Source organism: Kitasatospora sp. Xyl93 (genome assembly GCF_055383135.1).
The window spans coordinates 3,826,870-3,849,557 of sequence record NZ_AP029185.1 but is presented as its reverse complement, the minus strand read 5'-3'; the positions used below and the strand labels follow the sequence as shown (position 1 = coordinate 3,849,557).

Genomic DNA, 22,688 nt, shown 5'->3' with positions numbered 1-22,688 from the left:
CCATGCGCGCCACTGATGCCGAGCCGAGCCACAGACTGCCGGCCGAGGGCAGAGGTGAGCCCCCAGCCGGACCCGCGCGGTGCCATACCTGAACCGCGGGACATTCACCGCATGAGACGCCCACCGGGCTCGAGCTCAGCCGCGAACAGGGCAGCAGCGGACCTTAGGATCGCGTTGATACGACGCAGATCTGCGTTTTCCTCCTCAAGCTGACGAAGTCGTTCGGAGGAACTGTCGTCATGTTTTTGCTGCCCAGCCGTACAATTCGCCTTATTGACCCAGTGCCTCAAGACCTCCGGGTGAACGCCAAGTTGTTCGCCCACTTCCCTCACCACGCTCGATCGCCCCGGGTCCTGTCGCCTCATCTTGATCACCATCTGGACCCCGCGCTCGATCAGCTCTGGTGAGTACTTCCTCGGCGCAGGCATGGTGCTCCCTCTCGAAGGGCCAGCTTCACCGACCTGGTCGGCGCGGCATGTCTGAAGCGGCAATCAGCGCCGATTATGCACAGCTGTTCATGGCAGTCAAACGGCCCTCGATGTTCGAGTCGGATCCGTGTCGCCATCAGATCTTCCGGACCCCCAGCTTCATGCCTTCGGCATGCACCTGAGGCGACTTCGCGAGGGTCGCGGACTCACTCTTGAGGAGCTGGCGGCGCGAAGCGGCCTTAGCTTCCGGGGCGTGGCCTACATCGAGCACGGGCGCCGGAACCCAAGCTTGACCACTCTGCTGAACCTTGCGCGAGGCCTTCAGGCTGAACCATCTAGTCTTCTTAGCGTTTTTGATGAGGGATAACTTTGCCCACGCCTGAGCCTGGTTGGCTGCGCATCAGGCTCTTCCTCTTGATAGCCCTTGCTGAAATTTGAGAGTCGAGCGGCTAAAGCTTGGACGTCAAGCGGAGACGAGGATGGATGTGCGCCGCAGCCACGCTTGACTGCGTGGCCAAGTTTGGCTGGCGCTCCCACGTTGAGGTGGTCGCACGATGGACTGAGGACTCAGTGGCTCCGGCGAGGGACACGCGGGGCTCGCCACATGGCCAACGGCGAGCACACCTCTGCGGCAGGGCCCACTCAAGGGGAGCTGTCAGCGTCACGACCATCAGGTGACTGGAGATGGGCCCCAGAGGGCTGACAGGCGAAGGCGTACAGGTCGTCAAGCGACAGCCCCAGCTCTGTGGCCAGAGCGGCGACGGTGAAGAACTCCGGTGTGGACGTTCGGCCCTTTTCGATGCTTCGCACGGTCTCAACCGAGATGCCTGCACTCCGGGCAACCACCTCCGCCGAACGGCCAGATGCGCGGCGGGCCTGCGTCAAACGGGATGCCAGAATCTGCCCCCGGCGCTGGGCGGCAGGATCAAGGCTCCTTCGTGACATGGGTGTAACTATACCTGTATGGTTACACCCATGATGGCAACTGCTGCGGCCCTTACACCTAGCTGGCCTGAAGATGCGCTGCGCCTTAATGCCGTCTGCCCGTACTACACGATGTTCCCGCTGGACTTTCCACTTCAGCAGCTTGCCGCTCGCCCCGATGCGACCCGAGTTCTCGACCCGTTCTGCGGACGGGGGACCACTCTGTATGCGGCTCGGCTGGCGGGTCTGCCTTCCGTCGGTATTGACATCAACCCGGTAGCCGCGGCCATTGCCCAGGCGAAGCTCACCCGTGTCACACCTCGCGCCGTGGTCCGCCTCGCTCGGGCGATCCTTAGTGGCGGCGCACGGGACACGGTGCCCCAAGGCGAGTTCTGGCAGTGGTGCTTCGAACAGGAGACTCTACGCGAGCTTGTGACGCTGCGTCATGCTCTGCTGGGCATGACCACTCCGACTGCGGCCATGCTCCGGGCGATCCTGCTTGGCATCTTGCACGGTCCACGCAACAAGCACCTTCCGTCCTACTTGTCGAACCAGATGCCGCGCACCTATGCATCCAAGCCTGCTTACGCGGTGAAGTTCTGGAAGACGCGCGACATGGAGCCGGTGCGGATCCCGGCCTTGGAGGTCATCGAGCGGCGGGCCAATCGCCTCCTTGACGCGGCTCCGCTTGCCCACGGTGGTCGGATCTATCTTGGCGACTCGGTTCAGACGCTCAACGGCCTGCGGCAGAAGTTCGACCTGGTGGTCACCTCGCCGCCGTACTACGGCATGCGCACCTACGTGGCCGATCAGTGGCTGCGTTCGTGGTTCCTCGGCGGCCCCGAGGAAGTCCTTTACGGCACCAAGGGCCAGATCGCGCGCCAGCCGAATCAGGAGGCGTTCATCCAGGCGCTCGCCGACGTGTGGGCTGCTACTGCCCGCCGCTGCCACCCGGGGGCGCGACTCGCCATCCGCTTTGGCGCGCTGCCTTCGGCCCTCACCAATCCGGAGCAGATGCTGCTGGCGTCCGTGACGGAAGCAAAGGCCGGATGGGTAGTCAAGGAAGTCCGCCAAGCCGGCACTCCACCCAAGAAGACCCGACAGGCCGAACAGTTTGGCAAGGCCGGCACTGCCGTGGAAGAGATCGACCTGGTGGCGGAGTTGGTCGGCCTTCCACGCTGACAGAGTTACTCGGTTACTTTCCACAACTCCATAACGGATCGTCAGTGCGCCGTGGCATGCTGTCGGGGCCAGACGAGTGAACCGCTCGCCTTGCGACGTCGTGATCGAGGTGTGGGGAGATGCATGTTCGACGCGGACCAGATCAAGCAGCTCAGGCAGCTGATCGGTGACCAGGTCGAGGCTGGCCGCGGGGAGCTGGACAAGCTAGTCGAGCAGGCCCGCGCCATCCGCTCCGAGGTCAAGGTCATCAAGCCACGTGCAGCGACATCGGTGGCGCTGATGGCCTCTGACGGCGGTAACAACAAGGTCGCCTTCAATCCCTTCTACGGGCCCTGACCCCGGATGTTGGACACCAGAGACACTTGGATCTTGATGGTCCGGGTGGACAGGAGTCCTGCACAGATGGTGATGAAGCACTACCCGCCGCAGTTCAAGGTGGACGCGGTCGCGTTGTACCGGTCCCGGCCGGGGGCGACGATCAAGTCGGTCGCCGAGGACCTCGGGGTGAACACCGAGACCCTGCGCAACTGGATTCGGACCGCCGACGGACGCCGTCCCGCCTCGCACTCGGCGGCCGGGGCTCTCGCGGCGGTTCCGGCCGCTGACGCGGTGCAGGCCGAGCTGGCGGCCGCGCGCAAGAGGATCCGCGAGCTGGAGGAGGAGCGCGACATCCTGCGCAAGGCCGCCCGGTATTTCGCAGGGGAGACGCGCTGGTGAACCGCTGCCAGTTCGTTGCCGACCACCAGCGCCGCTACGGCGTCAAGCGGTTGTGCCAGGTCCTGGGCATCGCCCGGTCCAGCTTCTACTACTGGCAGACCACCGCCCCCGACCGCGCCGCCCGGCAGGCCGCGGACGCCGAGGTCACCGCGCGGATACGCGCGGTCCACGCCGCCTCGGACGGCACCTACGGCGTCCCGCGCGTCACGGCCGAGCTCCGCGACCAGGGCGACGTCGTGAACCACAAGAAGGTCGCCCGGCTGATGAACGCCGCCCAGATCGCCGGGCTGCGGCTGCGGCGCAAGCACCGCACCACCATCGCGGACCCCGCCGCGGCGAAGGCCCCGGACCTGGTCGGCCGCGACTTCACCGCCGAGCAGCCCAACCGGAAGTACGTCGGCGACATCACGTATCTGCCGGTCGGCGGCGGCAAGTTCTGCTATCTCGCGACCGTGATCGACCTGTGCTCGCGCCGGCTGGCCGGCTGGGCAATCGCCGACCACATGCGCGCCGAGCTGGTCATCGACGCCCTGGCCGCGGCCGAGCGGACCCGCGGCAGCCTGCACGGGGCGGTGATGCACACCGATCACGGCTCCCAGTACAGCAGCAGGGTCTTCGCCGAGGCCTGCCGCCGGGCCGGCGTCCGGCAGTCGATGAGCGCGGTCGGGTCCAGCGCTGACAACGCGCTCGCGGAGAGCTTCAACGCGACGGCGAAACGCGAGACCCTCCAAGGCCGAAAGAGCTGGTCAAGCGAGCGCGAGGCCCGCCTGGAGCTCTTCCGCTGGCTCCACCGCTACAACACAGTCCGCCGCCACAGCAGCCTCGGATACCGCAGCCCGATCGCCTACGAGACCGCCCTCAGCACAACATCAACTACACTCGCCCAAGCCGCATAACCCCGTGTCCAACATCCGGGGTCAGGGCCCTACCTCCAAGTGGTCCGGGTCGTGGACTCCAGCGGCAAGGAACTATGCATGGAGGTGGTCTCCCCGATCTCCGACATCGAGGCACTGGGCCGACGTCAGTTCAACGAGGACGGAACTCCACGAACTGCGCTGGGGAGGCTGATGTGCGGCCTGGGTGTGCAGACGCTCCGGCAGCTGTCACCGATGATGTCCGGCAAGTCACCAAGCTGGGTGTTGGTCTTTCGTGACCTGTGCGAGTGGGCCACCCTGTACGACCTGATCTGTCACCGCGACTACGCGGTCGACACGCTCATCGTCCGCGATGGCCTGCTCCGCAGCAAGATCTTCCAGGGCGAGCTGTTCGTGAAGATGGGCGAGCAGATGTTCGAGGCCATGGAGCGCATTCGACGGCGAGACAAGCGCAAGGTGTGGCTCGTGGGGCTGGCGAAGAAGACCCAGGTCCTGGAGTACTACCGGCTGGCAATGTCTCTGTCCGCGGTGTTCGACAACGGCGCCGCCAGCTTCGTGAAGGTTCCCGCCGACATGCTGGAGAAGGCGTACTTGTGGGACGAGTACACCCGCAACGTGGACGACGAATCCCCCGGCGAAAAACCAAAGTTCAACTTCGGCTCGATGTACTTCGTCCGCTTCGGCCCGTACTCGGGCGACCCGATCTGGACGGTCGACCTTATGTCGCGTCAGGATACGGAAGCCCAGGCGATCTTCGGCTACCTCCAGGCCGACGCAGTGGCCGGTTTCCCCATCCCGCTCTATCCCAACTGCATCCAGGCGGCTGACAGCTACTCCCGCGTCGCCGATCTCGACATGGACATCGTCGAAGACCAGCTCGTCGACGCTGTCCGTGAACAGGTCGGCAAGGACAAGGCCCCTGTCATCGACGCCCTGCGGCTGGCCTCTGACGTCGCCGCCCGGCGCTACGAGTAACACCTCCTCACTGTCTCCTCCCCGCATCCAGTGGAGTAAGAACCGTCATGAGCCTGTTCGAGCGCGAAAAAGTCGTCGGCACCTTCCGCGGCTTCTCCGAGAGCGGCATGGAGTTTCACGCCGACCTCGTCCTGCCGCACCACGACGACTTCCAGACCACTGCCATGCACGGCCAGTTCGTTCTCGTGCAGCTCGAGCACGAGCGCGAGGCCATCCTCGGGCGGATCACGACCATCGCATCCCAAGGGCGTCTGGTGTCTCCGATCGGCGAGGACTACGCCACTCGTGCGGTGCGCGACCAGCGGCCCATCCCCGACGAGCTTCGCGAGCGCTACCTGAAGTACAAGGTCGACATCCGTATTCTCGGCGTGCTCCGCCTTGAAGACGGCAAGCACATCTTCGTGCCTAGCCACCGACGTCTACCGCAAGTCGGCGCTCAGGTAGCCCTCCTGTCCGACGACCTGCTTGCCGAGGTCGTCAACGCCAACGACACCACCAAAGGCGCGGTACCTATCGGCTACCTCGCCTTCGGCGAGTTCGTCTACGCCGGCAACGACAAGCGGGTGGGCGATGACACATCCTGGATGAGGATCCAGCATCCGACGATCATGCCGACTTTCCAGGTCGACAAGCTCGTGGCCCGCCGGAGCTTCGTCTTCGCTCGTGCCGGCTTCGGCAAGTCCAACCTGGTCAAGCTGCTGTTCTCCGCGCTCTATGAGACTCAGCCGACCGTGCCGCGCCGCAACGGCGAGGTGCCGGTGGGCACGGTGATCTTCGATCCCGACGGAGAGTACTTCTGGCCGGACTTCAAGGGCCGCCCCGCTCTGTGCGATGTGCCTCACCTGCGCGACAAGCTCGTCGTCTTCACCAACCGCAAGGGCCCGAGCGACTTCTACGACTCTTTCGTCGTCAACGGGGTCAAGCTCAACATCAAGGAGCTGAGCCCGGCCCGCGTACTCGGCATCGCGTTGCCTCCCGAACGGCAGGATCAGCAGAACGTCATTAAGCTCAAGGCCCTCGATCCGCCCCGTTGGGGAAAGCTGGTTGACCTCGTCTACCGTCACAAGGGTGGAACGGACGGCGCCGAGTTTCAGAAGATCCTCAACGTCAAGGGGATGTCGGAGATGGAGGTCAACGCGGCGATCAGCAACATGACGCGCGTGATCAACGCCCTCCACGACCCCAAGAGCCAGCTGCTGACCGTACTCAAGGACTGCTTGAGCAAGGGCAAGCTCTGCGTGGTCGACATCTCGCAGATGCGCGGTGCCCAGGGGCTTCAGCTGGCCGGCGTGCTCCTCAGCGACATCTTCGAGCACAACCAGAACCAGTTCACCGAGGCCGATCCGAAGTCCATTCCCACCATCGCCGTCATCGAGGAGGCCCAGTCCGTCCTCGGAGGCTCCAACCAGCGTGAGGATGGCCCCTTTGTCTCTTGGGTCAAGGAAGGTCGCAAATACGACCTCGGCGCCCTGCTGATCACCCAGCAGCCGGGCAGCCTCCCCCACGAACTCCTCAGCCAGGGCGATAACTTCTTCGTCTTCCACCTGCTGTCACAGGGCGACCTCGTGTCTCTGAAGAAGGCGAACGCCCACTTCTCCGACGACCTCTTGGCCACGCTCCTCAACGAGCCTCTCGTCGGCAACGGCATCTACTGGTCCAGCGCGCCCGGCACCGACCGAAGCTCGCGCCCCTACCCCATCTCCGTACGCGTACTTAGCTTCGAGGGCGCCCACGAGAGCGCGGATCCGGAGTACAACCTTCCGGCTCCCGATCACTTCGCGGCCCAAATCCGTGCCGGGGTAGATGCCCGACGCCAGGAGACCAACGAAGCAGCCGCCATCCTGGCTGCCCGCCACTCCGCCGACGGCGATGGCGGCAGCGACATGGACGACTCCGAGGCGGCTGCCGATGACAGCGCCATCGCCATTCTGCATCTCGACAACACCTCAAAGTTCCACGAGCTCATCGAGAGCGAGCGCGGCATCAAGTGGTCGCACATCGCCAACCTTCTTAAGGCGAAGGCACCCGCGCACGAGCGGGACACGGATGGAGGCTGGCAGTGGGGTTTCAACCTCGTGGTGAGAGCACTCGATGAGCTCTACCCCGGTCAGTGGACGCGCGACCGCCGTGACGATGAGAAGGGGAAGCCCACAACATTCGTCGTGCTCAAGAAGAACACCCCGAAGGCCCAGCCGGAGGTGGATGAGAGTCCTACCGGCACGCTGTTCGACACCGACCAGGCCGAAGAGGAACCCCCCTTCTAAGCTGGCGCCACCACGGTTATAGGAGGGCCATGACGGCTGATAACCGCCGCGCCGCGCTGACCCGGGCCGAGAGTGATCTCGTCGAGACCCTCTCGGCCCGGTGGACAATGCACATCCTGCTGGCGCTCCACACCGCTGAAGAGTGCCGGTTCGGCGAGCTCCAGGAATCCGTGGTCGGGATCTCCAACCGAGTGCTCTCGGGCCGCCTCGCCGAATTGGAAGGCAGTGGATTGGTGTCTCGGAATGTCACCGCAACCCGGCCCGTGACCATCACCTACCGACTTACCTCTCACGGCCGACAAGTTTCCGACGTCCTCTCCGGCTTGCGTGACGTTGCAGGCGCCCATCTCGATTAGTGACGGTTGCCTATGCAGGTCAGTGTGTTCATACCTCATCTAGCTGGCTCGATGTGACTGCGGCCCGCCTCTCGAAGCGCCGAGAGGCGGGCCGCATGGCTGGAGGGGTGCAGCCGCCAGGCTCAGGGTGCGATCAGGTTGCGGACCGCGTCGCTGACCTCGGGCAGCTCACTTGGGAGTGCCCACTGGTGGGCGTCGTGTTCGGTGAGGACGACCGGTTCGGTCTTCTCCACCGTAACGGCGAAGTTGAACTGGCGGGTCGTACCGCCGCGGCTGTTCTGGTAATCGAAGTGCCCGACGTAGCTGGTGACCTGGTCGATGGCCAGGCCCGTTTCCTCGGCGGTCTCGCGGTGCAGGGCATCCAGGATGGTCTCGCCAGTCTCGACCGTTCCGGAGGGGATCTCCCACATCCCGCCCATGTAGTCGTCGGGGTTGCGCCGTACGAGCAGGACCCGACCGTCGTGGTTGATCACGGCCGCGGCGACGAAGCCGGTGATGCCGGCGGCGTCGGCGTCGGCCGCCAGGCTGGCCACGAACTCGGGGGAGGTGACAGTCACTGCAGCTCCTTGTGATGGTCGCTGATCTTGGTGGCCGCGCGGACATACTGCTCGGCCACTTCCAGATCCTGCTCACGATGCCAGACCGGGAGCTTGATCGTGTGGGCGTGGGCGTGCTCGGCGACGGGGAAGTCCCCTGGCTTGTACCGGCGGTGGGAGTGCGGGTGACCGGGGAACAGCATGCTGGGCTGCTGGTACAGCGGCAGCTGGTTCATCGGGCAGGTGGAGCCGGGCCGGTCGAACTCGGTGGCGCCCTCGGCGATCAGCGCCTGGTGGAAGCGCTCGATCGGCAGGCCGCCGAGCTCATCCGGCTTGTAGGTGAGCGTCAACCCGTACCAGGACGGGATCACCCCCTCAGGCATCTCGGTGACCTCCAGGCCGGGTATCCGGGCGAGCTGGCCGGTGAGGTAGCGAGCGACCTCGGCCCGTCCGGCGAGGTAGCAGTCGAGGCGGGCGAGCTGGTCGTGGGCGATGGCGGCGGCGAGGGGGTGGATGCGGAGCTTGAGGCCGGCCCCGGTGACCGCGTACCGCGCGAGCGGATGGCCTTCCGGGATCTCGGTCTTGGCCCGCTTGTTGTAGTGCGCGAGCGTGATGACCCGGTGGTAGATGTCGTCGTCGTCCGTGAGGACGAAGCCGCCCTCACCGCCGGACAGCGGCTTGGGGCCGTTGAGGGAGAAGGCCGAAGCGGGGCCGAACGTGCCGATCTTCTGCCCGGCGATGCTGGCGCCGTGGGCGTGGGAGCCGTCCTCCAGCACCGCCAGGTCGTGGGCGTTCGCCACGGCGACGAGGTCGGTCATGTCGGCGGGCTTGCCCCACAGGTGGGTGACCATGATGGCCCGGGTGCGGGGGGTGATTAGCTCCTCGATGCGGTTCGGGTCGATGTTGCCGTCCGGCCGGGTCTCGCACAGCACGGGCACCGCGCGGAGGTGGAAAAGCGGGGAGGCGGTGGCGTGGAAGGTCCAGGCCGGGACGATGACCTCGTCGCCGGGCTTGATCCGCGCGGCCCAGTAGGTGGCGTGCAGGGCGGCGGTGCCGGAGCTGGTGGTGACCGCGTGCCGGACGCCGAAGTACTCCTGCAGGCCGTCCTCCAGCTCGGCGACGATGCCGGACCGGCCGGGGACGGAGATCGACTCGTCCAGCTGGGCGGCGACCTTGGCGCGGGTGGTGTCGTCGATCGGCGGCCAGCTGAAGTGCGGGCCGTCGGCGGTGACGGCGGGCTTGCCGCCGAGCAGGGCAAGGACGCTGGTCACAGCATCTCCTTCGGGTCGATGTAACGCCCCGCTGCCTTGGACTGGTAGCAGGAGGCGATGAAGGCGGCGTGCGCGAGGTGCTGGTCGGGGCCGGAGGTGTTGGGCCGCTCGCCATCCAGGACCCGGCAGAAGTAGTCGATCTGCGCGGTCGCCGCCGAGGCCGGGGCGTGGGGGCGAGTCAGCTCCTCCACCACGGCGCCGTGCAGGTCGAGGCGCTGGACCGTGCCCTTGGTCAGCAGCACCGAGCCGCGGGTGCCGACCACGTGCAGGCGCTCGGTCTTCGGAGCCACCCACCTCGACAGCAGCACCGAGCCGTACAGGTCGGTGTCGTAGCCGAGCTGGATGACGGCGGTGTCCTCCGCGTCGTAGCCGCCGCCGGGGAGGGCGGTGGTGGAGAACTCGGCGATGACCCGGCTGGGCAGGCCGAAGTACCACAGCAGCAGGTCGATGAGGTGGTAGCCCATGTCGATGATGCAGCCGCCGCCGGCCTGCCGGATGTCCCCGCGCCAGCCGGCGCCGGGGTCGTCGGTGTGGAAGGTGTACTGGCCGTCGATCAGGAACGGGGTGCCGATCTGGTCCAGCATCCCGGCGACGCTCGCGTGGATCGGGTTGAAGCGCCGCTGGAGGGTGACCATCAGCTCGACCTGCCCGGCCTGGCAGACCTGGGCGAGATCCCGGGCCTCCCACACGGAGGTGGCGAACGGCTTCTCCTTGAGGACGTGGACGCCCCGGGCGGCGCATTCCTGGACGACCTCCCGGCCGGCGTGGTGCGGGACGGCGACGACCACGAAGTCCGGGGCCACGGCGTCCAGCAGCTCACTGGCGCGGGTGAATCCGGGAACCTGGAGCTGTTCCTGTCGTTGCCGCAGGGTGTCGGGGTTGCTGTCGCAGACGGCGACGAGCTCGGCCCTGCAGGATGCGAGCAGGCCGGGCAGGTGGTCTTCGATCGCCTGGTGGCCGAGGCCGATGACCGCAGCGCGTCGTTTCATGCGCGGACTCCTTCCGCTTCGTGAAGGAACTTGTCGGTGCACGACGAGTAGAGCCCAACTCATGGTCACCATCCAGGCGTTGTCTGTAGTCCCGGGGTTGTCCCGCCATCGCTCGCAGTAGGCTCACGGTCACCGTCGATGATGGGATTGGCCCCGTGGACGACCAGATCCGGCACCCCCTCGCGTACGCCCGCGCGCTTCGCGGCTGGTCCCAGACCGACCTCGCGGCCCGCATCCACCACGCCGCCAGGAACAGGCCCGAGGGCCTTCGCTCGGGCACCGACAAGGCGGCCGTCAGCAAGTGGGAGAACTGGCGCAAGACGCCCAGCATCGAATCCCAGCTCCTGATCGCCGAAGCCTTCGATGTCCCAATCGCCGACCTGGAAGCCGTCGAGTGGCCTCACTGGCTGCCGGGGCAGGAACAGCCGGTGCCGCTCGGATCGGCGTTCACCGTCCTCGCCCTTCGAGATGCACAGAGAGCCGCCATGGACCACCGCCGCCGCACCTTCATGACCTTCAGCGCGCTCGCGCTGGCCGGGCTCTCCACCCAGTGGGCCGCCCTCGAACCCGACCGGCTCACCACCGCCCTGAACGGCAAGCACGTCGACGGCGAACTGGTCGACTGGCTGGAGGACACCAGCGCCAAGCTGACCGCCCTGCCCACCGAACAGCGACAGCACACCGCCAAGCTGATGGACGCCCAGCTGGACACGGTGACCGACCTGCTGGAACAAGGCCGTTACACCGAACCCGTCGGCCGACGGCTTCACCTGCTGGCGGCCTCCTTGGCCAGCACCTGCGGCTGGCACCGCTTCGACCAGGGCCACCACCACGCGGCGGGCAAGCTCTGGAACGCGGCCCTCACCAACGCGCATGCCGCCCGGGACCGCGACCTCGGCGCTGGCATCCTCTCCGACTTCGCCTACCAGTCGATCTGGCTCACTCAGCCCGACGCCGCCGTCGAACCGCTCAGCCAGGCCCTCATCCACACCCAGCACCCCACCGCCCGCTCCCTGCTTCACCTCCGCCGGGCCCGCGCGCACGCCGCCCTCGGCGCCGCCTCCGACTGCCACCGGGACCTGGCCGCCGCCGAGGCCGCCCTGCTGACCGACAGCCCCGACCCGGCCCCGGCTTGGTGCCGGTGGATGAGCACGGCGGACCTAGCCGTCGACTCCGGTCAGTGCATGCTCGACCTCGGCCGCAGCGAGGAGGCCCACGCCCGGATCGACGAGGGCATGAGCCTGCTGCCGCGATCCCGCGACAAGACCCGCGGAATCTTCCTGACCTACGAGGCCCGCAGCCTTCTGCAGGCGCGCGAGGTCGAACAGGCCCTCACCGTCACGAACCAGTCGCTCGACCTCGCCACCCGGATCGGTGCCGAACGGTGCGTCACCCTGATCCGCGAGCTCGCGCCGGCGTTCAAGCCCTACCGGCAGGTCGACGGCGTCGCCGACCTCATGGACCGCCTCAAGACCACCCCGATCCCGGCATAGCCCGCCCCGGCCGGACTTTCCAGGACGCTCCTCCCGGACCCCCATCACAGGTTCACCCGTAAGAGTGAACCTGTGATGGGGGTCCGCGTTTGACGCCCCAGATCAGTGCTGATGATCCGTCAACTAATCGAATCATTATGGTGTTTGAGCGCGCCCGCATGGTGCGTTCATATGATTACGATGCGTGCCCGTCGAGTTGATCTCTGATGGGAAGCCCATATGACATACACCGACGAGGATGTCCGCGAAGGCCGCCGCCTGATGGACGAAGGCCGAGAGAATCGGCTGGCGATCGGCGACAAGCTGCTGGCTGTTGCCGGGCTGAACAGCGACAGCGTGTTCGAGGAGTTCTGCGGCCGGATCGGGCTCACGCCCTTCACTGGGCGCGAGTACCGCCACACCGCCCGGATGGCCACCCCGGCGATCCGGAAGCTGATCGCCGAGAGCAACGTGCACGTCAGCTACAGCACACTGCGTGAGGGCGCCCGGTCCAGGCTGGGCGGTATTCCGGCAGACGAGAACTGGACCAAGCTCCGCGCCCTGCTGAAAGAGGCCCGCGAGGTGGGCCGCGACCGCGTCACCCTCGCGTCCTACCAGCAGGTCCTGGGCACCGCGCCGGCCCTCAAGGACCTGGTCGACCCCGCCTCCGGGGATTCCACCAAGCTCATGTCGTACCTGGGCGGCCTGAGCGGGAGCGAGCGGGAGAAGATCGTCTGCTCGCTCCTGGAGGACGACACGAACCTGCGGACGTCCGTGCGCCGGACCATCGACGCCCAGCGCCGCCGGGAGCGCGACCGTGAGCAGTTGGACGGCCGCGAGCCGGTCGAGCAGTGGATGCCGCTCGCCCGGGCCCTCGTGACCCTGGGCGACCAGGCCGGCTCCTTCGTGAACCGCCACCCTTCGGCCCAACTGGTCGAGCAGCAGATCCCGGCCGCCCGGGAGGCCCTGGTCAAGCTGGAACTGGCCGCCGGCTGGGTCAAGATGCGGCTCGACAGCGCGGCCAAGCCCGCACACGCTGGGCCCCGCGCGGTGAAGGTCGCGGTGGCGGTGTGACGCCGCCGACCGTGGAGGAGACGGACGAGGGCCTGGAAGCCGACATCGCGGAGTTCGCCCGGCACAACCGGGGCGGGGGCTGGGCCCTGGCCCTGCTGGTCGCCCGCCGCGTCGAGCCGGGCATCGGACACGGCCTCAGCTTCGAGCAGCAGGACAAACTTTTCGGCCGAAAAGTTTGCCGCCAGGTCCCTGCGGTCGAGTTCGCCCGTAAGGCCAAGACCGCGACCAAGCGGGTGCTGGCCCTGCACGAAGCGTGGGTCAGGGCTGCGGCGGCCGGCAAGGTCCCCACGCTGGAGCAGATCGCTGCGGGCGAGTACGTGGAGCTTCCCGACGAGGCCGAGGTGCCCTTCTACGGCGAGCACGGCTTCTACAAAAGCTACGAGGCGCGGATGGGCAAGGGCGACCGCCGGGACGCCCTGGAGGCAGAGGCCGAACGGGTCGGGGTGAGCCCGGCCAGCACGGTCGATGTCGCCCGGCACCCGAAGGCGGTGAAGGCCGCGGTCATCGCCGACCAGACGACCCGGGTGGCCGCCATCGAAGGCATCGCCGAGCACACGCGCCGCGAGACGGAGGCCCAGGATCAGGCCGCCAGGCAGGCCGCGCAGTCGGTTGCGGACCAGCACGCGCGGGAGCTCGACGGCCGCTCCGACAGTTGGTCGCCGGAGGGCGACGGCGAGGTGATGGACTCCAGTGCGGCGGTCGCCGCGGTGCGGGCCGCGGCCGGGCCGGGCGAGGCGGACGCCGCCTTGCAGGTCTTCAACGAGCTGGCCCAGGTGCGGCTGGGGACCCTGCGGGTGCTGTCCCTGCTGCAGCAGCACCCGATCGAGTTCACGGCCGACCGTGGCAGGACCCTGTCCGAGCTGTGCGAGTCGGCGGCGGCGGCCCTCGACTTCGTGAAGGACCTGGTGGCCAGCCCGTACGCGGTCCTGGACGACGCCGCGTTGCGGGCGTTCATCGAAGAGAGCGAGAAGCTGGGGTGAGCCACAGCGAGGACAGGCCGCCGACCAGGGCGGAGCAGGACACGGTCGACGTGCTGCTGTGGCTGTACGCACGGGCCGGGCACGAGGTCTCCTACGCGGACATCTCCGCGGGCGTCGGCCTGCCGGTGGCCAGCCGTCTCAGGACGGCGGTCCGCCGGGCCCGCGTGGCCGCAGCCGTCGACGGCCACCGGCTGGAACAGTTCATGCGCTCCAGGGACCCGCTGCGGCGCGGGGCGACGGTCACCCGCTTCCACCGCGCGGGACAGGGTGACGAGTTCGGCGCCCAGGACGCGCTGCTGGCCTGCCGCAAGAGCGTGGCCGCCATGGCCGAGATGCACCGCGCGTGCGCGTTCCAGGCGACTGTCCAAAGCAGCGTGGACGCCGACGCGTTCTCGAAGATGGCCGAGGTCGCCGACGGGGCGATGCGCATGGTCAGCGGTGTCGAAAAGCTCGGCAGCAAGGCGATGAAGACCCAGCGGACCGTGAACAGGATGGCGGAGCGTATCGCCGACCTGGAGGCCGAGGTCATCGAGTTGAGGAACCGCCCGCCGGCGGCGAGTGCCTGACGGTGCCCGGGGCGCCGATGGCGCCCCGGGCACCCGGCTACGGGGTATGGCCGGTGTTGACGGACTTGAAGATCCGCCGGTTGGCCTCCCGGACGGAGGTGAGCTGGTCCTGCGTCTCGGCGAGCTCGGCCCGCAGGTGGTCACGCTCGGCGCGGGCCTGGTCGCGTTCGTTCGCCATCCGCTCCAGGGCCGCGTGGAGCTCGCGGACCCGCTCGGTGAGCTCCTTCGTGCCGCCGTTCTCCAACTGGGCACCGATCCCGCGCCGCACGGCCGCCTTGAGGCTGTCCCGCTCCTCGCGCAGGGCCTTGTTCTCCGCGCGCAGGAGTTCAAGGTCGGTGGCCACGCTCGCCGCCGAGGCACCCGCTCCGGCCTGCTTGCGGCGGCGCTCGGTCCTCGCCTGGCCCTGCATCGCCGACTCGACGTACTCGCGCAGGCCCTCGGAGTAGACCAGCGTGTGGGACACCCCGGCCGCGCGGGCGACCGCACGGAAGGTGATCGGCTCGCCTCGGCCCTTCATCGCGTCGACCGCCGCCAGGACCTTGGCCCGCTTGACCTGGCTGTCGCGGTGGCGGAGCTCGCGTAGGACGTCGCCGGGCTTGCGGGCCGCCTTCCCGGTCATGCCCCGGCCCCGTCCCGCACGCCGGGGAAGCTGGGCATCGGCAGCGCGACGGCCCCCCGCCCGGCCGTGCCCGCCCGGGCCTTCCTCAGCACCGTGGACATCTCCTCGATCTGGGCCCGCTCCTCCTCGTTCATGCCGGCAAGTTGATCACGAATCTTGGCGGTCACCTCCTTGTAGGCCCCGATCTGGTTGTCGAAGCCCGCGATGACCCACTCGGCCGCGTCCATTGCCAGCGCGACCTCGCGGTCGGTCATCAGGGAGCGGATCTGGTCCTCGATGGCGTGCAGGTAGGACGGGTCGGGCCGGTAGTGGCTGCACCCGGCGCACTGGAACCGGATCGGGCAGTGCTGGCCGCCGGCCTTCACGTTGGACGCCTCGGTGCAGTTGCCGAACGGCACCGACACCGACCGGGCCTCGTAGGCCATCGCCGACGACAGCGGCGCGGACTGGCCCCACCGGTCCATGGTGTGCAGGCGCATGACGTTGACGGCCTCGCGCTTGCGCCTCTCAGTAATGCGATAATAACCCTGAGTAGTTGCCAGCGAACGGTGATCCATCAACTTTCGCAGCACGTCAGGGTGGATGCCCTGGTCCGCGTGCCGCTGGGCGTACGAGTGCCGGAAGGCGTACGGGAAGATCAGGGAGCGCGCGAAGGGCAGCAGGGTGCCGTCCTTACCGATCTCCTCGCCCTCGATGACCTCGATGCTGTCGGCCCACCTGCGGATGATGTTCGCGATGTGTTCGGGCAGCAGGTGCCGCAGGAGGCCGTTCTCCCCGGTCGGGGGGAACAGGAACCGCCCGCTGCCGGTCGGCAGGTCGATGGTCTCGCGGACCTCCAGCCACCTGTGAATGGTCTGCGCGGTCTCACTCGCGATCGGCAGGCTGCGACGCAGGCGCTTGGCCTTGCGGTTGTCCCAGATCAGGGCCCAGTCGCCCTTGCTCTGCTTGAGGCAGTCGACTCGCAGCTCGGCGATCTCGTAGGGGCGGCGCCCGGTGTCGCGCAGGAGCTCGTAGACCGCGGTGCACATCGCCTTCACCTGGTCGGGGGTCATCCGGCCGTGGGTGACGCCCTCGCCGAGGAGGTGGATGTTGGCGTTGAGCTGGCGGATCACCGTGTCCGGCAGGGACTTGCCGGCCTCGTCCTCCTCGGCGTCCTCGACGGCGATCACGTGGGTGCTGTGGCGGGCGAAGTAGGCGGACATGCCGTCGAGGTAGCCGGCCGCGCGGCTGTGATCGAGCACCCTGTAGAAGAACGAGAGCAGGGCACTGCGGGCCTTGTTGCTCATCGGTTCGCCGTCCAGCTTCGGCAGGACCCGGAAGGCGTCGACCACCGCGTTCATGTCGGCGAAGCCCAGCTCGGCCACGTCCGTCCCGCCGCCGGGCCGCAGGTCCAGCGCGCGGGCAGCGGTGCAGTACGCCCGGTAGGCCCGGCGGACCTCCCCGGTGTTCGGCTTGGTGTCGTCGATCCAGGAGACCAGGACCTGCCGCAGCCACGGCTGCTTGAGCTCGGTCAGGTCGAGGTTCCCGCTGCGGCTGGTCCGGCCGCCGCGCTTGCCCCGAACCCCGAGTTCGGCCAGGTCCAGCACCGGCAGCTCGGCCGGGTCGACGCCCTGAAAGCGCGCGAACGCGGCCGTCACCACCCGGTGGGTCTCGCGGATCAGTGCGTCCACGTTGGAGTGCGAGGGCCCCGGCAACGCGTCGGCGCCGACCGTGGTCAGGCTGTCGAAGGACTCCGCCACGAAGGCGATCACCCGTCGCACCGCCAGCGGGTCGATCTTCTGCCCCCGCTCGTCGCGCTGCTGGAGCGCGTACAGCACCTCCAGCCGGGCGACGGGGTGAAGCGGTGCCAGCGAGAACTGGTGGACGCGCAGGTAGGGGGCCTGGTGCTCCAGCCAGGAGGGCGGCACCGGGGCGCCGGTGTTCGAGGCGGGGTGCTGCCGGTAGCGCCGGCCGTGCTGGAAGCACAGTCCGTACTGGCCGCGGCCGTCGTAGCGGCACCCGCGAACCCGGCACGTCGGCACCGGATCGTACGGCCGTTGCCGCGCCACCCAGTCGTCCAGCGGGGACGACGGGTTACGGGCGATGTCCTTCTGCCGCAGCGAGGAGTGCGAGCTGCACAGATTCCACAGGTGCGAATCGCGGGGGCAGTCCTGCACCCGGCACCGCAGCTGGACGCCGGTGACCGTCCGGTCGCGCACCGGGACGAAGGTCTCCTTGAACTCCTTGACCAGCATCCCGCTGGCCTTGTGGGCCTTCCCGCACGCCGTGCACAGGCTCCGCGCGCTGGCCAGCTGGTCGCAGGCCGCCACCCCGCAGCGGAACACCACCGTGCGGGGGTTGTCGATGTCGCCCGTGAACACCAGCGTGGACGGATTCCACTCCAGCAGCCGCCAGTTGTCGGCGGTGTTCTCGCGCAACCACGCCATCCAGCTGTCGGCACCGGGCGGCACGCTGCCGGGCCTCGGGGCCTCCGGCGCGGCCCCAGGCCGCTGGAGGGGGACGACGTTGCCGGTCACGGTCACGCTGTGGCCTCCCTGAACCTGGCGGCCACCTTCTCGACCGCATCGCGTTTGTCCTGGTCAGTGGCATGGGTGTAGCGGTCCATCGAGGCCGGGGACTGATGCCCGGCCATGTTCTGGGCCACGTCCCGGTCCACTCCCTTGCGCACCCAGCGGGTGATCGCCGAGTGCCTGAGCATGTGCGGCCGGGCCCGGAACCCGGCACGGGCGGCCAGCCGCTTGAACAGCTCGTAGGCGTTCGCGTACTTCATCGCGTGGCCCAGCGGCGCACGGAACAGGTTCACGAACACCATGTCGCTGTCCAGGGCCTCCGCCACCTCGTCCCGCTCGTAGCGGTAGTCGGTGTAGAGCGCGATCGACTCGTCATCCACCGGAATCCACCGCGGCTGCACGGACTTCGCGTACGCCCCGTTGCTGTTCACGCGGCGGCGCACGTGGACGTGCGGACCCTTGACCTTGCAGCCCAGCGAGGACGAGTTCGGAAGGAAGTGCATGTCCTCGCGCCGCAGCCCCAGGGCCTCGCCGATCCGCATCCCGGTGACCGCCAGCAGCACCACCAGGAAGCGGTCCCGAGCGTGAGTGGTGGCGGCCACGATCTGGCTGATCTCGTCGTCGGTCAGCCACTCGTAGCCCGGCACCGCAACGCGGAACTTGATCCGTCGCCCGTCGATGTGACGGCGCTGACCGTCCTCGCCCGGGTCGAAGCCCGCCGGGGTGAACCGCAGGTACTTCGGCTGCACCAGCTGGCTGACGACCGTGACCGGCACCCAGCCCTGCAACGACGACCAGGTCAGGAACTCGCCGATCGTGCCGACGATCGCGTTCGCCGTGCCCTCGTCCCGGTACCTCGGCTCTACCTCAGGGCGCCGGCCGCGCGGCGGAAGCGAAACGTCGACCAACCACCTTAGCAGAGCGTGCAGTTGAGCAAGGGAGGGCCGCGTCCAGTCGACACCGAACTCATGGCAGTACGACAAGTACAGGGCGATCCGGCCCGAGTAGGTCTTCCCGGTGTTCCACGACCGGCCCCCGTTGCGCAGGGCGGCCAGGTACACGGACGCCTCGACATGAAGCTCGAAGGAGTCGTTGACGACCACCCAGAACGTACTGCTGTCAGCGGAAGTCGCCCGCTCGGCCCGGTAGTGACGATGCAACATCGCTGACGTAGCCAACTTGCTTTAACACCCCCCGGATATCTGTAAATCAAGTAGAGATCACCCTACTTGACTTACTTGCCTTACGGCTTGCTTCTGCACAAGATAACGCTGGGCGCGTGCGCCCTCGCGGCCGGGCTGTACAAGGTGGTGACCAGCGAGGCCATCACGGGTGCGCTGACCGACATGCTGGTGCGGGCGCTCCATGCGACCTAGCGCCGGTCGACGAACCCGCCTCTGCGGCGCGCCGCGCCCCCAGTCTTCGGCCGGGAGGTCCGCCCGGCGGATGCCCGGCCAGGGGGCAGGGGCAGGCCCTCGCCGGGCGGGGGAGCGGTGTGTCGGCCGGGCCTGGTCGCTGCGGCCGGGGCGGCGCGGTGACGCGGGTTTCGTGACGGCGGAGACGGCGGTGGCGCTGCCGGCGCTCGTCCTGCTCGTGGCGATGCTGATCTGGGGCGTGCTCGCGGCGGCCGCGCAGATCCGCTGCGTGGACGCCGCCCGGGTCGGTGCCAGGGCGGCAGCGCGCGGGGAGGCGGACGCGGCCGAACTCGCCCGTGCGGCGGCCCCGCCGGGCGCGCAGGTCCGGGTGGCCCTGGCGGCCGACACGGTGCGGGTCGACGTGGAGGCGCCGTGCGCGGGGCCGGGCAGGCTCGGCGGGCTGCTCGCCGTCCGGCTCACCGCGGCGGCCGTGGCGGCGCGGGAGGACGCCCTGGTGGCGGTTACGGAGGGAGGCGGTGGCCCATGGCCGTCCTGAGCCGGCTGCGGGCGTCGGCGGGCCTGGTGGCGAGTGCCCGTGCCGCCCGAGCGGTCGCGGCGGGCGGGCGGGGGCCGGACGCCGGCTCGGCGACGGTCTGGCTGGTCGCCCTGGCGATGCTGGGCACGGCGGTGTTCGCCGCGACGATCGCGGTGGGCTCGGCGGTCGCCGCCCGGCACCGGGCCGAGTCCGCCGCCGACCTCGCGGCCCTGGCCGCGGCGGACCGACTGCTGCTGGACCCGGACGGGGGCTGCGCGCGGGCCGCCGAACTCGCCGCCGTACAGGGCGCCGGGCTGGTGTCCTGTGCGGTCGACCGGTCGGCGGACGCCGTCGAGGTGGTGGCCGAGGTGGGGGTCCGCGGGCTCCCGGCCCGGCTGCCGGTCGGCCCGGCGCGGGCGAGGGCACGGGCAGGGCCGGTACGGGCCCCGGTCACCGTTCCCGAGGACGTTCCGGGGGGCGGGTCGGGCGAGGGGCCGGGCGGGGGTCGGGGCGAGGGGCCGGGCGGTGCTCCGAGCGGAGCCCCGAGCACCGCGGCGGCGGTCTCATGAACCGTCCGGCGTTCCACCGTTTGGCGCTCCACCGTCCAGCTCCGAGGCCGCCTCCGCCGTCTCCGGGCCGCCCTGCCTGCCCCGCCCGCCCGCCTCGTCTGTTCGGTCCTGCCGGTCCGGCTCCTGCTGCCGGTCCGGCTCCCCCGCGCCTCCGGGTGCCCCGGCCAGCAGGACGTCCAGGAGCCGGACGGCGGCGGCCTTGTCCAGCGGGTCGTTCCCGTTGCCGCACTTGGGTGACTGGACGCAGGACGGGCAGCCGCGCTCGCACTCGCAGGAGGCGATCGCCGTCCGGGTGGCCGACAGCCACTGGACCGCCCGCTGGAAGCCGCGTTCGGCGAAGCCGGCCCCGCCCGGGTGGCCGTCGTAGACGAACACGGTCGGCAGCCCGGTGTCCGGGTGCAGCGGGACGGAGACGCCGCCGATGTCCCACCGGTCGCAGGTGGCGAACAGCGGCAGCAGGCCGATCGAGGCGTGCTCGGCGGCGTGGGCGGCGCCGGGCAACTGGTCGGGCGGGATGTCCGCGTCGAGCAGCTGGTCCTCGGTGACGGTCCACCAGACCGCGCGGGTGCGCAGCGTGCGGGGCGGCAGGTCGAGCTTGGTCTCGCCCATGATCTCCCCGGTGGAGATCCGCTTCCGGAGGTAGCCGACCACCTGGTTGACCACCTCCACCGAGCCGAAGCTGAGCCGCCCCTCGCCCCACTCCACGGTGGTGTCGGTGTCGAGGACGGAGACGGAGGTGATGTCGCGGGCGGCCGTGGTGTACGGCGGGTCGGCCGGTTCGACCAGGGCCACGGAGCTCTCCAGGTCGAACTCCCGGACCAGGTAGGTGCGGCCCTGGTGCAGGTGGACGGCCCCGGTGTGGACGGTGGTGTGCGCGGCGGCGGCGTCCACCGTGCCGAGCAGTCGGCCGGTGTCGGCCTCGACGATCTGCACCGGGCTGCCGCCGCTGCCGCGCAGGTCCACCGCGTCGGCGGCGCGCTCGCGTCGGGTCCAGTACCAGGAGCCGTCGCTGCGCCGGCGCAGCAGGCCGCGCCGCTCCAGGACCGGCAGCAGCGGCGCGGTGGACGGCCCGAACAGCTCCAGGTCGGCATCGGTGAGCGGGAGTTCGGCGGCGGCCGCGCACAGGTGCGGGGCGAGTACGTGGGGGTTGTCGGGGTCGAGCACGGTGGCCTCGACGGGGGCCGCGAACAGCGCCTCCGGGTGGTGCACCAGGTAGGTGTCCAGCGGGTCGTCCCGGGCGATCAGGACGGCCAGCGCGCCCTGGGCCTCCCGGCCGGCCCGGCCGGCCTGCTGCCAGAGCGAGGCCCGGGTGCCGGGGTAGCCGGCCATCAGGACGGCGTCGAGGCCGGAGATGTCGACGCCGAGTTCCAGAGCGGAGGTGGAGGCGAGGCCGAGCAGTCGGCCGGTGTGCAAGTCGCGCTCCAGGGCGCGGCGTTCGTCGGCGAGGTAGCCGCCGCGGTAGGCGGCGACCCGTCCGGCGAGCGCGCGGTCGAGCTGGTCCTGGGTCTGGAGCGCGACGAGCTCGGCGGCGCGCCGGGAGCGGACGAAGACGACGGTGCGGGTCTCCCGCTCGACCAGGTCGGTCAGCAGGTGCGCGGCCTCGGCGGTCGCGGTGCGGCGCACGGGCGCGCCGTGCTCGCCGACGTTCTCGGTCAGCGGCGGCTCCCAGAGCCCGAAGACCATCGGCCCGCGCGGAGAGGCGTCCTCGGTGACGGCCGCGGCGGGCAGCCCGGTCAGCCGCCGGGCGGTCGCGGCCGGGTCGGCGGTGGTGGCGGAGGCCAGCAGGAAGGCGGGTGACGAACCGTAACGGGCGCAGACGCGGCGCAGCCGCCGCAGCACCTGGGCGACGTGCGAGCCGAACACGCCACGGTAGCTGTGGCACTCGTCGACGACCACGTAGCGCAGCGCCTTGAGGAAGGAGGACCACCGGGCGTGGCCGGGCAGGATGCCCCGGTGCAGCATGTCCGGGTTGGTGAGCACGTAGGAGGCGTACTGGCGGACCCACTCGCGTTCCTCGGGCGGGGTGTCGCCGTCGTACAGCGCGGCGCGGACCCTCGGCGGGGCGAGTTCGGCGGCCCGGCGGCGCTGGTCGGCGGCGAGCGCCTTGGTGGGCGCCAGGTAGAGCGCGGTGGCGCCACGGCCGTTGCGGGCCTCGGTGCCGTCCAGCAGATCGCTGAGTACCGGGGCCAGATAGCCCAGCGACTTGCCCGAGGCGGTGCCTGTGGCGATCACCACAGTCTGGCCGCTTTTGGCCAGATTCATCGCTTCTGCCTGGTGCGCCCACGGCTGTTCCACCCCGACGGCGCGCGCCGCGGCCACGATCTCCGGACGGATCGAGTCGGGCCACGGTGAATAACGCGCAGGTCGGGCGGGAAGGTGCTCCGTATGGGTGAGCCGGTCGGACCGTCCCCGGACGGTGGCCAGGGTCGTGAGCAGTGCCTCGGGCGGGCTGTGTCGGGGCGGCATGGGGACCCAGTGTGTCACCGGCGTG

General features: G+C 69.2%; 23 protein-coding genes. 14 read left to right on the top strand and 9 right to left on the bottom strand.

What is annotated here, in order from left to right:
* Positions 1–104: 104 nt before the first annotated feature.
* Positions 105–428, bottom strand: a complete 324-nt coding sequence (locus ACZ5GH_RS17140) for a transposase (RefSeq protein WP_464334665.1) — start codon at positions 426–428, stop codon at positions 105–107.
* Positions 429–600: 172 nt separating this feature from the next.
* On the opposite strand from ACZ5GH_RS17140, the gene ACZ5GH_RS17135 reads away from it, so the two are divergent.
* Positions 601–795: a helix-turn-helix domain-containing protein gene (locus tag ACZ5GH_RS17135; protein WP_464336839.1), complete on the top strand. Its 195-nt coding sequence runs from the start codon at positions 601–603 to the stop codon at positions 793–795.
* Positions 796–1,070: 275 nt separating this feature from the next.
* Here ACZ5GH_RS17135 and ACZ5GH_RS17130 read toward each other — a convergent pair whose 3' ends face one another.
* Positions 1,071–1,373, bottom strand: a complete 303-nt coding sequence (locus ACZ5GH_RS17130; protein WP_464334664.1) for a helix-turn-helix domain-containing protein — start codon at positions 1,371–1,373, stop codon at positions 1,071–1,073.
* A 30-nt stretch (positions 1,374–1,403) separates the two neighbouring features.
* On the opposite strand from ACZ5GH_RS17130, the gene ACZ5GH_RS17125 reads away from it, so the two are divergent.
* From ACZ5GH_RS17125 to ACZ5GH_RS17100, 6 genes are all read left to right on the top strand, one after another.
* A complete protein-coding gene (locus ACZ5GH_RS17125) occupies positions 1,404–2,534 on the top strand; it encodes a site-specific DNA-methyltransferase (RefSeq protein WP_464334663.1) in 1,131 nt (376 codons plus the stop codon).
* A 123-nt stretch (positions 2,535–2,657) separates the two neighbouring features.
* Positions 2,658–2,870, top strand: coding sequence for a hypothetical protein (locus tag ACZ5GH_RS17120; protein WP_464334662.1), 213 nt, complete (start codon positions 2,658–2,660; stop codon positions 2,868–2,870).
* A 66-nt stretch (positions 2,871–2,936) separates the two neighbouring features.
* Positions 2,937–4,147, top strand: a protein-coding gene (locus ACZ5GH_RS17115; protein ID WP_464334099.1) for an IS3 family transposase whose coding sequence is annotated in 2 segments (ribosomal slippage) — positions 2,937–3,231 and positions 3,231–4,147 — 1,212 coding nt in all. Because the reading frame shifts where the segments join, the coding sequence is not laid out codon by codon here.
* 78 nt (positions 4,148–4,225) lie between these two features.
* Complete coding sequence (locus ACZ5GH_RS17110) at positions 4,226–5,101, top strand: hypothetical protein (RefSeq protein ID WP_464334661.1); 876 nt, start codon at positions 4,226–4,228, stop codon at positions 5,099–5,101.
* Positions 5,102–5,148: 47 nt separating this feature from the next.
* Complete coding sequence (locus ACZ5GH_RS17105) at positions 5,149–7,365, top strand: ATP-binding protein (protein ID WP_464334660.1); 2,217 nt, start codon at positions 5,149–5,151, stop codon at positions 7,363–7,365.
* Between the two features lie 29 nt (positions 7,366–7,394).
* Positions 7,395–7,721, top strand: coding sequence for a winged helix-turn-helix transcriptional regulator (locus ACZ5GH_RS17100; RefSeq protein ID WP_464334659.1), 327 nt, complete (start codon positions 7,395–7,397; stop codon positions 7,719–7,721).
* Positions 7,722–7,843: 122 nt separating this feature from the next.
* Here ACZ5GH_RS17100 and ACZ5GH_RS17095 read toward each other — a convergent pair whose 3' ends face one another.
* The 3 genes from ACZ5GH_RS17095 to ACZ5GH_RS17085 are packed head-to-tail and all read right to left on the bottom strand — an operon-like array spanning position 7,844 to position 10,517.
* Positions 7,844–8,278: an NUDIX hydrolase gene (locus ACZ5GH_RS17095; RefSeq protein ID WP_464334658.1), complete on the bottom strand. Its 435-nt coding sequence runs from the start codon at positions 8,276–8,278 to the stop codon at positions 7,844–7,846.
* Positions 8,275–9,528: a DegT/DnrJ/EryC1/StrS family aminotransferase gene (locus tag ACZ5GH_RS17090; RefSeq protein WP_464334657.1), complete on the bottom strand. Its 1,254-nt coding sequence runs from the start codon at positions 9,526–9,528 to the stop codon at positions 8,275–8,277. The genes ACZ5GH_RS17095 and ACZ5GH_RS17090 overlap by 4 nt, the downstream gene beginning before the upstream one ends.
* Positions 9,525–10,517: a Gfo/Idh/MocA family protein gene (locus ACZ5GH_RS17085; protein ID WP_464334656.1), complete on the bottom strand. Its 993-nt coding sequence runs from the start codon at positions 10,515–10,517 to the stop codon at positions 9,525–9,527. Before ACZ5GH_RS17085 ends, ACZ5GH_RS17090 begins: the two co-directional genes overlap by 4 nt.
* Before the next feature lie 155 nt (positions 10,518–10,672).
* Here ACZ5GH_RS17085 and ACZ5GH_RS17080 point away from each other — a divergent pair, with 155 nt between their 5' ends.
* The 4 genes from ACZ5GH_RS17080 (at position 10,673) to ACZ5GH_RS17065 (ending at position 14,609) form a co-directional block, all read left to right on the top strand.
* A complete protein-coding gene (locus tag ACZ5GH_RS17080) occupies positions 10,673–12,010 on the top strand; it encodes a helix-turn-helix transcriptional regulator (protein WP_464334655.1) in 1,338 nt (445 codons plus the stop codon).
* A gap of 219 nt (positions 12,011–12,229) precedes the next feature.
* Entirely contained in the window at positions 12,230–13,063 is an 834-nt protein-coding gene (locus ACZ5GH_RS17075) for a hypothetical protein (protein ID WP_464334654.1), read from the top strand.
* A complete protein-coding gene (locus ACZ5GH_RS17070; protein ID WP_464334653.1) occupies positions 13,060–14,043 on the top strand; it encodes a hypothetical protein in 984 nt (327 codons plus the stop codon). Before ACZ5GH_RS17075 ends, ACZ5GH_RS17070 begins: the two co-directional genes overlap by 4 nt.
* Entirely contained in the window at positions 14,040–14,609 is a 570-nt protein-coding gene (locus ACZ5GH_RS17065; RefSeq protein WP_464334652.1) for a hypothetical protein, read from the top strand. The genes ACZ5GH_RS17070 and ACZ5GH_RS17065 overlap by 4 nt, the downstream gene beginning before the upstream one ends.
* 37 nt (positions 14,610–14,646) lie before the next feature.
* On the opposite strand, the gene ACZ5GH_RS17060 is transcribed toward ACZ5GH_RS17065, so the two are convergent.
* The 3 genes from ACZ5GH_RS17060 to ACZ5GH_RS17050 are packed head-to-tail and all read right to left on the bottom strand — an operon-like array spanning position 14,647 to position 18,901.
* The gene (locus ACZ5GH_RS17060; RefSeq protein ID WP_464334651.1) at positions 14,647–15,228 is read right to left on the bottom strand and encodes a DUF6262 family protein; all 582 of its coding nucleotides are present in this window, start codon (positions 15,226–15,228) and stop codon (positions 14,647–14,649) included.
* A complete protein-coding gene (locus tag ACZ5GH_RS17055; protein WP_464334650.1) occupies positions 15,225–17,750 on the bottom strand; it encodes a tyrosine-type recombinase/integrase in 2,526 nt (841 codons plus the stop codon). The genes ACZ5GH_RS17060 and ACZ5GH_RS17055 overlap by 4 nt, the downstream gene beginning before the upstream one ends.
* Positions 17,747–18,901 carry a tyrosine-type recombinase/integrase gene (locus ACZ5GH_RS17050; protein WP_464334649.1) on the bottom strand — a complete coding sequence of 385 codons (1,155 nt, stop codon included), beginning with the start codon at positions 18,899–18,901 and terminating at the stop codon, positions 17,747–17,749. The genes ACZ5GH_RS17055 and ACZ5GH_RS17050 overlap by 4 nt, the downstream gene beginning before the upstream one ends.
* 66 nt (positions 18,902–18,967) lie before the next feature.
* On the opposite strand from ACZ5GH_RS17050, the gene ACZ5GH_RS17045 reads away from it, so the two are divergent.
* The 3 genes from ACZ5GH_RS17045 (at position 18,968) to ACZ5GH_RS17035 (ending at position 20,197) form a co-directional block, all read left to right on the top strand.
* Positions 18,968–19,114: a DUF4244 domain-containing protein gene (locus tag ACZ5GH_RS17045; protein ID WP_464334648.1), complete on the top strand. Its 147-nt coding sequence runs from the start codon at positions 18,968–18,970 to the stop codon at positions 19,112–19,114.
* Between the two features lie 70 nt (positions 19,115–19,184).
* Positions 19,185–19,649: a TadE family type IV pilus minor pilin gene (locus ACZ5GH_RS17040; RefSeq protein ID WP_464334647.1), complete on the top strand. Its 465-nt coding sequence runs from the start codon at positions 19,185–19,187 to the stop codon at positions 19,647–19,649.
* Positions 19,637–20,197: an Rv3654c family TadE-like protein gene (locus ACZ5GH_RS17035; protein ID WP_464334646.1), complete on the top strand. Its 561-nt coding sequence runs from the start codon at positions 19,637–19,639 to the stop codon at positions 20,195–20,197. Before ACZ5GH_RS17040 ends, ACZ5GH_RS17035 begins: the two co-directional genes overlap by 13 nt.
* Here the strand turns inward: ACZ5GH_RS17035 and ACZ5GH_RS17030 are convergent.
* A complete protein-coding gene (locus ACZ5GH_RS17030; RefSeq protein WP_464334645.1) occupies positions 20,192–22,663 on the bottom strand; it encodes a DEAD/DEAH box helicase in 2,472 nt (823 codons plus the stop codon). The two genes, ACZ5GH_RS17035 and ACZ5GH_RS17030, sit on opposite strands and share 6 nt — an antisense overlap.
* Positions 22,664–22,688: the final 25 nt, after the last annotated feature.

What these genes read in the sequence shown, in the direction of transcription:
- ACZ5GH_RS17100 (WP_464334659.1), top strand. Translation starts at nt 7,395, where the DNA reads ATGACGGCTGATAACCGCCGCGCCGCGCTGACCCGGGCCGAGAGTGAT.
- ACZ5GH_RS17135 (WP_464336839.1), top strand. Translation starts at nt 601, where the DNA reads ATGCACCTGAGGCGACTTCGCGAGGGTCGCGGACTCACTCTTGAGGAG.
- ACZ5GH_RS17085 (WP_464334656.1), bottom strand. Translation starts at nt 10,517, where the DNA reads ATGAAACGACGCGCTGCGGTCATCGGCCTCGGCCACCAGGCGATCGAA.
- ACZ5GH_RS17075 (WP_464334654.1), top strand. Translation starts at nt 12,230, where the DNA reads ATGACATACACCGACGAGGATGTCCGCGAAGGCCGCCGCCTGATGGAC.
- ACZ5GH_RS17050 (WP_464334649.1), bottom strand. Translation starts at nt 18,901, where the DNA reads ATGTTGCATCGTCACTACCGGGCCGAGCGGGCGACTTCCGCTGACAGC.
- ACZ5GH_RS17030 (WP_464334645.1), bottom strand. Translation starts at nt 22,663, where the DNA reads ATGCCGCCCCGACACAGCCCGCCCGAGGCACTGCTCACGACCCTGGCC.
- ACZ5GH_RS17140 (WP_464334665.1), bottom strand. Translation starts at nt 428, where the DNA reads ATGCCTGCGCCGAGGAAGTACTCACCAGAGCTGATCGAGCGCGGGGTC.
- ACZ5GH_RS17040 (WP_464334647.1), top strand. Translation starts at nt 19,185, where the DNA reads ATGCCCGGCCAGGGGGCAGGGGCAGGCCCTCGCCGGGCGGGGGAGCGG.
- ACZ5GH_RS17060 (WP_464334651.1), bottom strand. Translation starts at nt 15,228, where the DNA reads ATGACCGGGAAGGCGGCCCGCAAGCCCGGCGACGTCCTACGCGAGCTC.
- ACZ5GH_RS17125 (WP_464334663.1), top strand. Translation starts at nt 1,404, where the DNA reads ATGATGGCAACTGCTGCGGCCCTTACACCTAGCTGGCCTGAAGATGCG.
- ACZ5GH_RS17105 (WP_464334660.1), top strand. Translation starts at nt 5,149, where the DNA reads ATGAGCCTGTTCGAGCGCGAAAAAGTCGTCGGCACCTTCCGCGGCTTC.
- ACZ5GH_RS17130 (WP_464334664.1), bottom strand. Translation starts at nt 1,373, where the DNA reads ATGTCACGAAGGAGCCTTGATCCTGCCGCCCAGCGCCGGGGGCAGATT.
- ACZ5GH_RS17120 (WP_464334662.1), top strand. Translation starts at nt 2,658, where the DNA reads ATGTTCGACGCGGACCAGATCAAGCAGCTCAGGCAGCTGATCGGTGAC.
- ACZ5GH_RS17110 (WP_464334661.1), top strand. Translation starts at nt 4,226, where the DNA reads ATGGAGGTGGTCTCCCCGATCTCCGACATCGAGGCACTGGGCCGACGT.
- ACZ5GH_RS17035 (WP_464334646.1), top strand. Translation starts at nt 19,637, where the DNA reads ATGGCCGTCCTGAGCCGGCTGCGGGCGTCGGCGGGCCTGGTGGCGAGT.